Origin of the sequence: Cellulomonas hominis, from assembly GCF_901521055.1 — a bacterium.
In the GTDB taxonomy this organism is placed as follows: Bacteria; Actinomycetota; Actinomycetes; order Actinomycetales; family Cellulomonadaceae; genus Cellulomonas; species Cellulomonas endometrii.
On the sequence record NZ_CABEGA010000085.1, the window covers coordinates 1 to 9,762 of the forward strand.

10 protein-coding genes are annotated in these 9,762 nt (G+C 75.3%); 3 read left to right on the forward strand and 7 right to left on the reverse strand.

The window, feature by feature from the left end; translation table 11 throughout:
- Positions 1-129: 129 nt before the first annotated feature.
- Positions 130-1,449: an ABC transporter substrate-binding protein gene (locus KJP73_RS18125; protein ID WP_213284284.1), complete on the reverse strand. Its 1,320-nt coding sequence runs from the start codon at positions 1,447-1,449 to the stop codon at positions 130-132.
- Positions 1,450-1,665: 216 nt separating this feature from the next.
- Between KJP73_RS18125 and KJP73_RS18130 the strand changes: the two genes are divergently transcribed.
- Positions 1,666-3,711 carry a beta-galactosidase gene (locus tag KJP73_RS18130; RefSeq protein WP_213284285.1) on the forward strand — a complete coding sequence of 682 codons (2,046 nt, stop codon included), beginning with the start codon at positions 1,666-1,668 and terminating at the stop codon, positions 3,709-3,711.
- Positions 3,712-3,733: 22 nt separating this feature from the next.
- Here the strand turns inward: KJP73_RS18130 and KJP73_RS18135 are convergent, their stop codons facing one another.
- From KJP73_RS18135 to KJP73_RS19740, 4 genes are all read right to left on the reverse strand, one after another.
- On the reverse strand, positions 3,734-4,366 hold the full coding sequence (locus KJP73_RS18135) for a hypothetical protein (RefSeq protein WP_213284286.1): 633 nt from the start codon (positions 4,364-4,366) through the stop codon (positions 3,734-3,736).
- Between the two features lie 128 nt (positions 4,367-4,494).
- Complete coding sequence (locus KJP73_RS18140) at positions 4,495-5,937, reverse strand: hypothetical protein (RefSeq protein ID WP_213284287.1); 1,443 nt, start codon at positions 5,935-5,937, stop codon at positions 4,495-4,497.
- 144 nt (positions 5,938-6,081) lie between these two features.
- Entirely contained in the window at positions 6,082-6,597 is a 516-nt protein-coding gene (locus tag KJP73_RS18145) for a sigma-70 family RNA polymerase sigma factor (protein WP_213284292.1), read from the reverse strand.
- A gap of 195 nt (positions 6,598-6,792) precedes the next feature.
- Complete coding sequence (locus tag KJP73_RS19740; RefSeq protein WP_213284288.1) at positions 6,793-6,969, reverse strand: hypothetical protein; 177 nt, start codon at positions 6,967-6,969, stop codon at positions 6,793-6,795.
- 123 nt (positions 6,970-7,092) lie between these two features.
- On the opposite strand from KJP73_RS19740, the gene KJP73_RS19745 reads away from it, so the two are divergent.
- The gene (locus KJP73_RS19745) at positions 7,093-7,503 is read left to right on the forward strand and encodes a DUF3800 domain-containing protein (RefSeq protein WP_433995184.1); all 411 of its coding nucleotides are present in this window, start codon (positions 7,093-7,095) and stop codon (positions 7,501-7,503) included.
- Between the two features lie 124 nt (positions 7,504-7,627).
- On the opposite strand, the gene KJP73_RS18160 is transcribed toward KJP73_RS19745, so the two are convergent.
- The gene (locus tag KJP73_RS18160) at positions 7,628-8,257 is read right to left on the reverse strand and encodes a nucleotidyltransferase family protein (RefSeq protein ID WP_213284290.1); all 630 of its coding nucleotides are present in this window, start codon (positions 8,255-8,257) and stop codon (positions 7,628-7,630) included.
- 57 nt (positions 8,258-8,314) lie between these two features.
- Here KJP73_RS18160 and KJP73_RS18165 point away from each other — a divergent pair, with 57 nt between their 5' ends.
- Positions 8,315-9,091: an endonuclease/exonuclease/phosphatase family protein gene (locus KJP73_RS18165; RefSeq protein WP_213284291.1), complete on the forward strand. Its 777-nt coding sequence runs from the start codon at positions 8,315-8,317 to the stop codon at positions 9,089-9,091.
- Positions 9,092-9,121: 30 nt separating this feature from the next.
- Here the strand turns inward: KJP73_RS18165 and KJP73_RS18170 are convergent, their stop codons facing one another.
- Entirely contained in the window at positions 9,122-9,568 is a 447-nt protein-coding gene (locus KJP73_RS18170; RefSeq protein ID WP_249669529.1) for an ATP-binding protein, read from the reverse strand.
- Positions 9,569-9,762 lie beyond the last annotated feature (194 nt).

Consider the following 9,762-nt stretch of genomic DNA (forward strand, 5'->3'; position numbering starts at 1 on the left):
ATGACGTCCACCCGGCCCGGGTGCATGAACCCGAGCGCCGCGCGGGACGCCCGGTCCCGCTCGAGCAGGTCGTCGCACGCCGCCACGACCTCCTCGACGGTCAGCACCGAGCCGTCGATCGCCGCGGGGTCACTCGGAGACCGAGAACCCGGAGCTCTTCAGGTCGTCGACGGTCGCCGCCTGCATGGCCTCGACCGCGTCCACGAACGCCGACGCGGAGCGGGCCTCGGTGGCCTTGCCGAACTCGTCGTTGTAGGCGGAGTAGGCAACGTTGACGTTCGGGCCGTACGTGAACGGCTGCACGCCCTGCGCCGTCTCGGCGGCGATGTCGTAGAAGTCGGCCTGCCCGGAGAAGAAGGCCGGCGGCTCGGAGAGGGCACCGGCCTGCGCGTCGAGGTCGGCCGGGTAGAGGCTGCCGTACTCGACCAGGGCGTCGACGCCCTCCTGGCTGCCGTTCATCCACTCGATGAACTGGGCGGCCTCCTCCGGGTGCTCGGACTGGGACGTCACCGAGGTGGCCGAGCCGCCCCAGTTGCCCGTCGCGGTGTCGCCGGCCTCCCACTGCGGCATGGGCGCCATGGCCCACTTGCCCGCCGTGTCGGGGGCGTTGCCCTCGAGGACGCCGGGCGCCCAGATCGCCGACAGCCAGCCGACCTGCGAGCCGTCGTTGAGGGCCGCGTTCCACTCCGGGGTGTACATCGGCTTGTTGTCGATGACGCCCTGCTCGACCAGGCCGCCCCAGTACGAGGCGACCTTCTCGGTGGCGTCGGAGTCGATGTCGACGCTCCAGGAGTCGCCGTCGATGCCCCACCAGGACGCGCCGGCCTGCTGGGCGAGGCCCGTGAACCAGCCCGCGTCGTTGGCGGAGAACGTGCCGAGGTACTTGCTCGGGTCGGCGGCGTGCAGCTGCGCGGCGACGGCGGCGTACTCGTCCCAGGTGGTCGGGACCTGCAGGCCGAGCTGCTCGAAGATGTCCGCCCGGTAGTAGAACTGCATCGGCCCGGAGTCCTGCGGCACGCCGTACACGGCGTCGGAGCCGAGGGTCACCGACTCCCAGGTGCCCTCCGCGTAGTGGTCCGCGAGGTCGTCGGAGATGACGCCCGACAGGTCCGCCAGGGCGTCGGCGGCGACCAGCGTGGGGATCTTCTGGTACTCGGTCTGCATGAGGTCGGGGGCACCGGAGCCCGCCTTGATCGCGGTGAGCAGCTTGGTGACGGCCGGGTCGCCGCCGTCCTGCTTGTTCACCGTGACCTGGATGTCCGGGTTCGCGGCGTTCCACTCCGCGACCGTCTCCTCCATGCCGGGCGCCCACGTCCAGAACGTGAGCTCGACGGGGCCGTCGGCGGACGCGGACCCGCCGCCGTCGTCGGAGCCGCTGCCGCATCCGGCCGCGAGCATCGCGGTGGCGGCGAGCACGGCCGCGGTCTTCATCGCTGTGTGCAGGCGCATTGGTCCTCCTCGTCAAGGACCCGCCGCGTCCTCGCGGCGGGCGTCACACCGCGGGCGATCACCGCGCTGTGCCTGTGCACTTCGAACTGTGCACGGTCACAGTACGATGGATCGTGCAGGGGTTGTCAACACGGGCAAGGCTCCTGTTATGTACTCGTTGTCTCGGCGTTGCGGCTGGGACCGTGCTCAGTCAGACGCAGTCGTTCGAGGAGAACCATGACCCCCCAGCCCACGCCCGCCCCCGCCGACTCCCCGTGGGTGCTCGGGCTCGACGGCATCGCCTACGGCGGGGACTACAACCCCGAGCAGTGGCCGGAGAAGGTCTGGCACGAGGACGTGCGGCTCATGCAGGAGGCCGGGGTCAACCTGGTCAGCATCGGCATCTTCTCGTGGGCGCTGCTCGAGCCGGAGGAGGGCGTCTTCGACTTCGGCTGGCTCGACCGGGTCATCGAGCTGCTGCACTCCCACGGGATCCGGGTCGACCTCGGCACGCCGACGGCCTCGCCGCCCGCCTGGTTCTTCGCGACCTACCCGCACACCCGCGTCGTCGACCGCTCCGGCACGGTGCTCGGCTTCGGCTCGCGCGGCATGGCCAACCCGTCCTCCCCGGAGTACCGCGCCGCGGCCGTCCGGATCACCACGGAGCTCGCCCGCCGCTACGGCTCGCACCCGGCCGTCGCCCTCTGGCACGTGCACAACGAGTACGGGGCGCCGGTCTCGGAGGACTACTCCGAGACCTCCGCCGCGGCGTTCCGGGCGTGGCTCCAGGAGCGGTACGGCTCCCTCGACGCGCTCAACGCTGCGTGGGGCACCGCGTTCTGGGGCCAGCGGTACGGCCGCTGGGAGCACGTCGACGTCCCGCGCCTCACCCCGTCGGTGACCAACCCCGCGCAGCGGCTCGACTTCGCCCGGTTCACGGACCACGCGCTGCGCCAGTGCTTCGTCGCCGAGCGCGACGCCATCCGCGCGCACTCCTCCGTGCCGGTGACGACCAACTTCATGGCCGCCGAGTGCCCGTCCGTGGACCTGTGGAAGTGGGCCGCCGAGGTCGACGTCGTCTCGAACGACCACTACCTCACCGCCGAGGACCCGCGCAGCCACGTCGGCCTGGCGCTCGCCGCCGACCTCACCCGGTCCGTCGCCCGCGGCAAGCCGTGGCTGCTGATGGAGCACTCGACCTCGGCCGTGAACTGGCAGCCCCGCAACCTCGCGAAGCGCCCCGGCGAGATGGCGCGGAACTCGCTCACCCACCTCGGGCGCGGCGCCGACGGCATCCTGTTCTTCCAGTGGCGCGCCTCGCGCTCCGGCGCGGAGAAGTTCCACTCGGCGATGCTCCCCCACGCCGGCACGGGGTCCCGGGTGTTCCGGGAGGTGTGCGCGCTGGGCGCCGACCTGCAGCAGCTGGCGCCGGTGCGGGGCTCCCGGGTGCGGGCCGACGTGGCGCTGCTGTGGGACTGGGAGTCGTTCTGGGCGCAGGACCTGGAGTGGCGGCCCTCGGTGGACCTCCGGCACCGCGACCGCGTGCGGGCCTCCTACGAGCGGCTGTGGCAGGACGGCCTCACGGTCGACCTCGCGCATCCCGAGGACGACCTGACCGGCTACCGCCTCGTCGTCGCGCCGGCGTCGTACCTGCTGACCGCGGCGGCCGGGGCGAACCTCGAGCAGTACGTCGCCGGTGGCGGCACGCTCGTGGTCTCGTGCTTCTCCGGCGTCGTCGACGAGCGGGACGCGGTGCCCGCGGGCGGGTACGGGGCGCACCTGCGTGCCGCGCTCGGGGTGGCCGTCGAGGAGCACGCCCCGCTGCGCGCCGGGGAGTCGGTCGAGGTGACCTGGACGGGCGCGCTCGCGGCGACCGGCGCGACCACGGCGACGGTCTGGACCGAGGACCTCGTGCTCGACGGCGCCGAGGTGGTCGGCACCTACGCCGACGGGCCGCTGCCCGGGGGCGCCGCCGTCACCCGGCACGCGCACGGCTCCGGCACGGGCTGGTACGTCTCGACGTGCTTCGACGCCGACGCCCTCGCCCCGCTCATGGGGGCCGTGTACGCCGACGCCGGGCTCGCACCGTCGGGGCTGCCGGCCGAGCTCGAGGTCGTCCGCCGCCACGGGGCCACGTCGGACTTCCTGGTCGCCGTCAACCACGGCGCCGAGGAGGCCGAGCTCCCCGCCACCGGCGTCGACCTGCTCACGGGCGAGTCGTTCGCCGGCACCGCGAAGGTCCCCGGCGGCGGGGTCCGGGTGATCGAGGTCGCGGCGGGCTGACGCGGGACGGCTGGTCAGGCGGTCAGCGGGTGCGGGAGGCCAGGGTCGCGAGCGTCACCGCGACGACGTCCTCCGCGAGCGCCCCGCGCCAGTCCGGGCCCCGCTGGGCCGCCCACGTGCGCCAGGCGGCACCGCCGAACGTCCCGACGGTGGAGAACAGCGCGGCGGTCGCGGCCGGGAGCAGCACCGAGCGCCCGCGCTGACGGGCGAGCGCCGCACCCCCGAGCGCCGCGGCGATCGCGCGGCTCTGCGGGCCGGGCGGCACGAGGCGGCTCGGGGTGGTGGGCAGCTTGTCGTTCGTCAGCTCGACGAGCACGCCGAACCGGGTGAGCCCGCGGGTCACGCGTCCGCGCGCGGGGTCGGCGAGCGCCGGGCCCGCGAGCGCCAGCGACGCCCGGCTGCCCGCCGCGACGCCGAGCAGCGCGCTGCGCAGGCCGAGGCCGACCCGGCTGCCGCGCGGCTCCGCGGTGCGGGCGTGCGCGGGCGTCGACGCGCGGACGGCGGCGGCGGTCCGGCCGTGCGCGGGCGCGCGACCCGGCGCACGACCCGGCGCGCGACGCGGCGCCGGCAGCGCGACCGTGGGGTCCCCGGGCGCCCAGCGGGGCTCCGGGAGCGAGCGCGTGCGGTCGGTGCGGCGTTCTCGTCGTCGGCCCATGGCACGACCGTGGCCCGCGGCGGCGGTGTCGGCAACCCCAGACGCGCCGAGGGCGGGATCCCGGCCCTCCGACCGGCACCCCGCCCCCGTGCGTCCGGCGCCCCCTCCGGCGCCGGACGCGTCGCCGCTCACCCGGCGAGGTCGAGCGACTCCTCGTCCACCGCGACGACGCTCCACGCGGAGCCGTCGGCGTCGGTGAGCTCGTAGGCCGGCACCAGCAGCGCCGCGCCGTCCGCCTGCGTGACCATCGCGAGCCCGAGCCGGGCGCCGGTGATCGTCACCTGCTGCACCGGCCAGGAGATCGGCGACCCGGGCTGCGCCGTGGCGGGGACGGTCGGGTCGGCGGACGGCACCTCGTCGGTGGTCGCCGCGCCCGCGTCCTCGGCAGCCCCGGCCGCGTCGGCGGCCTCGGCGCGGGCCAGCGGCATGACGCCGCCGTACCCGGTGCCGAACCGGGGATCGTTCAGGCGCTCGACCGCGGTCGCGGCGCCGACCACCGGGTACTCCCCCAGGTCCACCAGCGGCGCGAGCGAGCCGTACAGCGACTGCACGCCGCCGTCGACGAGCGTCACGTTCCACGCCAGGCCCGTGCGCTGGGCGTCGACGACCTGGTACGCCGTCACGTTCGCCGCCGTGCTCGTGCCGGAGTCGCCCACCTCGTACTCGAACGCGGCGGGGTCCACCCCGAGCGTCGCGAGCAGGTCACGCGTCGCCGCGACCGCCGCGTCCCCGGTCGGGGCGTCGCCGAGCGCAGGGTCGCACGTCGGCCCCGGCACGACCGGGAGCGCCGGGTCGACGACCTCCGGGTCGATCGTCGGTGCCAGCTCGGCAGCGGCGGAGCCCTCGGTCGTCGCCGCACCGTCGGACGCGCCCGCGTCCGGCTGGTCCGTCGCGGACGCCGCGCAGGCCCAGGGGTCGCGCGTCGGGTCGTAGTAGCTGATGCTCGCGGCGCCGTCGGGCTGCAGCGTCACGTTCGGCGCGCTGCCGTCCTGCGGGCCGACGGTCCAGGCGCCGTACTGCTGCGCCGGGTCACCGGTCACGCCCAGTGCGGACGCCACCCGGGTCGCGGTCTCGGCGGAGAACACCGCCGCGGCGTCGAGCGCCCAGCCGTGCGCGGTGCCCGCGTCGTCCGCCAGCCCGGACGCGGAGAACACCGCCCGCGCGCCGAACCCCGGCGCGATCCGCATGTCGGTGGCCGTCGAGCCCGCCGCCAGCTTGTCCGCCGCGGCCTCCAGCTGCTGCTCGGCGGCGGCCTGGCCCAGCGTGATCGGCGCCGCTGCCGCCTCACCGCCGCCCCGGACGCCGGCCGCGTACCCGCCGGCGCCCGCCACCAGCGCGGCACCCACGCCCACGGCCGCCACCTGCAGCCACCGGGCGCGGCGGCGAGACGCCAGCGTGGTCACGGGCGCGACGTCGACGGCCGGCTCGGCACCGGACCTGCGGGCGACCTCCGCGCGCAGGGCGTCGGTGTCGAGCCCCGCACCCGCCGCGGGATCGGCGGCGCGCAGCCGCGCGAACGCCTCGTCGTCGCCCGGCGCGGGGTCCGGCTGCTGTGCTCGGGGCTCGTCCACCGTGGTCTCCTCCAGGTCCGTGCGGCCCCCGTCCCGGCGGTCGCGTCCACCCCGTCTGTGTCGCCGCCCGCCCGTCCCTTGCACGTCGCGCGCGGGACGGCGGGTGGGTCGGCGCTTGGACCGGCGCGTGGGCAGGCCCGTGGGTCAGTCGGCGTCCCAGGCCTCGCGCAGCCGCGCCCGCGCCCGCGACAGGGCCGCGTCCGCCCCGCCCCGGGACACCCCCAGCACCAGCGCGAGGTCGTCGCCCGTGACGCCCTCCCAGGCGGTGAGCAGCAGGACCTGCCGGTCGCGCGCGCTCAGCCGGCCGAGCACCTCACGCACCCGCTCGTCGCGGACCGCCTGCACGGCGGGGTCCGTCGGGTCCGGCTCGTCAGGGACCTCCGCCACCGGCACGGGCCGGCCCTTGCGGCGGTGGTTCGCCAGCACGAAGCCGGCGGTCCGGTACAGCCACGCGAGCTCCATGCCGTCGGGCACCTCACCCCGCCGGCGCCACGCGACCGTGAGGACGTCGGCCGCGAGGTCCTCCGCGTCGTCGCCCGCGCCGCGGCGCAGGAGGTAGCGGTGCACGGCCACGGCGTGCCGGCGGAACAGCTCCTCGAACCACGCGGCGCCCCGGCCGCCGGCGTCGGGTTCGGTGCCGGGGTCGGTCGCGGGGTCGATGACGTGCTCGGCGGCGGCGGTCGGCCCCGGCTGCTGGTCGTGCACGCGGTCCCCTCGGGTCGGTCCGCAGGCCACGCGCGGCCCCCGGTGCCCCTACTGTGTCGCGACCGGGCCGGGTCTTGCACCGGGTGAGGCGTTCTGCATCGGGACGGCCGGGGCGGGCACCACTCAGCGCTCGGCGCCTGCAGGTACCGGTCACGGGAGCACCCGGGCACGCCGGTACGGTCGACGCGTGCTGCTGGCCTTCGTCGACGAGTCGTACGAGAAGGACGCGTTCTTCGCGCTCGGCGCGGTGATCGTCACCGCTGCTGCGGCTGCCGCGATCGAGAACGGCCTCGACGGGTCGCCCTCTCCGACACGGCGGAGCTGCACGGCTACGAGATCTTCCACGGCAAGGGCGTCTGGGCGTCGATGCCGGTCCGCCAGCGCGTCAACGTGTACCAGCGCGCGATGCGGGTGGTCGGCACCTCCGGGGCACGCGTCGTTCTGCGAGGGATGGACGTCGCCGCACAGCGTCGCCGGTACGTGGATCCGCATCCGCCTCACGACGTCGTGCTCGGGCATCTTCTGGAGAGCATCGACCGCGAGGCCGCCTCCCACGGGAAGCGCGTCGTCGTGACGGCGGACGAGGTTCACACGCACGAGCGACACCGTTCCAACCTCCGGTCGTACCGGCGGGAGGGGACACCGGGGTACAGATCCAGCCGGCTCCCGACCCTCCTCGACACCCTGCACTTCGGCCCGTCCCAGCACAGCCGCCTGCTCCAGGCGTCCGATCTGGTCACGTACCTCTGGCGCCGCCGTCACGTGGTCGAGGAGTCGGACCAGCGCGCACGGGCCGCGAGCGACCTCGCGTGGGCGGCGGTCGAGGGCGCGGTCGTAGCGGAGCACGTGTGGCAACCCTGAGCCGGACGCACAAAGACCCCGCTCGGGGCGGGGTCTTCGGCGGTGCGGGAGGCCTTCCGGCGTCCTGCTCTGACGACACTAGTGGGTTGCGACCCTGGATGTCACGGGCGGTCGACGACGCTCGTCAGCGCTGCTCCGGGCCCACCGGGGAGATGCCGAGCTCGTGCACGAGCAGCAGGAACGCCCGCCCGTAGGGCGTCTCGGCCGTCTCGGCGCGCACGCGGTGCCAGTCCACCTGCTCGCGCAGGGCCCGCACCATGGCGATCATCCGGGTGAAGTCGCAGTAGTGCTCCCCGAGCACGCGCATCTTCGCGGAGATGATGTCCGTCGCGTCGAGCACGGGCATCCGGACGGCGAGGACCTCCATCGTGTCGCTGCGCTCGAGCATCTCGAGGGTGATCGGCTCCCCGACCATCCGGAACAGGACGTCGACCAGCGCACCGTGGTGGAAGGCCTTGAACAGCCAGTTCTCCGCGGGCTCGTGCACGTCGAGGCCAGCCGCGGCGATGGCCTCCTGCGCGCGCGGCACGTCCTCCTCCGTCACGGCGAAGTCGGCGTCGTGGCTCGGCTCCGGCGCCCCGCGCGCCCATGCGGCGTACCCGCCGACCAGCGCGAACGGGATGCCCGCGTCCTCCAGCGCGACGGCCACCTTGCGCAGGCCGTCCTGCAGCGCGGTGCGGGGATCGGGCTCGTCGGCGGCGCCGGCCTGCACCCCGGCGCCGGCTCCGCTGGCGGTCGCTGCATCGTGGCTCATGCCGAGTTGTGTACACGACGACGAGCGCTTCCGCAGGACGACCGCAAGAATCGCGGGGTGCGACTCGCGAGCTTCAACATCCTGCACGGGCGTGGTCTGAGCGACGGCAAGGTGGACCTGGACCGGTTCGCCGGGGCCGTCAGCGGGCTGGACGCCGACGTCCTCGCGCTGCAGGAGGTCGACCGGGACCAGCCACGGTCCCACCAGGCCGACCTCACGGCGGTGGCGGCCGAGGCGATGGGCGCCCACCACCACCGGTTCGTCGCGACGCTGCACGGGCACCCCGGGACGTGGACGGCCGCGACCGGTGAGGACCAGCCCACGATCGCCGCCTACGGGATCGCGCTGCTCAGCCGCTACCCGGTGTCCGCGTGGCGCGTGATGGCCCTGCCGACCCTGCGCCGGCGGGTGCCGATGGTCCACCGCGGCAACCGGCGGCCCTCGCTCGTGCAGGACGAGCAGCGGGCGGCGCTCGCGGCAGTCGTCGAGACCCCCGAGGGGCCGATCACCGTGGTGGCGACGCACCTGACGTTCATCACCGGCTGGAACGTCGTGCAGCTGCGGCACCTGGTGCGGGCCTGCCACGCCCTCCCCCGGCCGCTCGCGGTCACCGGCGACCTGAACCTCGAGGGCACGACGCCGCAGCGGGTGTCCGGCTGGCGCTCGGTCGGTCAGGTGAACACGTTCCCGGTGGAGGTGCCCGACCGGCAGATCGACCACGTGCTGCTGGACGGGCCGGTCACGCCGACGAGCGAGCCGATCGCCGTCGACACCGGGATGTCGGACCACCGCGCGCTCGTCGTGGAGCTGTCGGTGGGGTCCGCCGGGCGCTGATCGCCGCCGCGCGCCCGAGCGAGCCGGGGGTCAGTCCGCCTCGGGGTCCACGAGGAACCACACGGTCTTGCCCTCCTCGCCGTGGACGTCGACGCCCCAGGTGCGCGACAGCGCCTCCACGAGCGCCATGCCCCGGCCGCTGACGGCCGTCGGCGCCGGGTGCTGCACCTGCGGCTTCGCGGGGCTGTCGTCGGTGACCGCGACGCGCACGCCGCGGTGGTCGATGCGGACGGCGACCCGGACGCTGCCGTCCTCCGGACCGTGCACGACGGCGTTGGCCACGACCTCTCCGGTCAGCAGCTCGATCACCTGGTTCGCGGAGCCGGACACCCCCGATGCGGCGACCCGGTGCATGATCCAGTGCCGCGCCGCACGGGGCGCCGACCGCTGGGAGTCGAGAACCAGCTCGTCGTGCTCCGCCCGGGCATCGGCGCGCCTCGCTCCCGGCGCCGAACGGAGGTCCCTGACATCACCCACGGGCCTACTGTGCCCGACGCAGCGCCCGTCCGCCGCGCGAACGACACGCGGCGGGAGCGTGTCGCCCGCCCCGGGCGGCCGGTCGCCGGGCTGCCCAGGGGCTGTCCAGGGGCCGTCCGACGGTCGTACGGTCGGCGGGTGCGCCGCCGTCCGGCCGGTGCGCCCCACCCGCCCGCACGGCCCGCCGGAGGCAC

Bases quoted from the DNA above. Each gene is read 5' to 3' on its own strand.
- KJP73_RS19745 (WP_433995184.1), top strand. From the start codon at position 7,093: ATGGACGTCGCCGCACAGCGTCGCCGGTACGTGGATCCGCATCCGCCT.
- KJP73_RS18160 (WP_213284290.1), bottom strand. From the start codon at position 8,257: ATGAGCCACGATGCAGCGACCGCCAGCGGAGCCGGCGCCGGGGTGCAG.
- KJP73_RS18135 (WP_213284286.1), bottom strand. From the start codon at position 4,366: ATGGGCCGACGACGAGAACGCCGCACCGACCGCACGCGCTCGCTCCCG.
- KJP73_RS18125 (WP_213284284.1), bottom strand. From the start codon at position 1,449: ATGCGCCTGCACACAGCGATGAAGACCGCGGCCGTGCTCGCCGCCACC.
- KJP73_RS18130 (WP_213284285.1), top strand. From the start codon at position 1,666: ATGACCCCCCAGCCCACGCCCGCCCCCGCCGACTCCCCGTGGGTGCTC.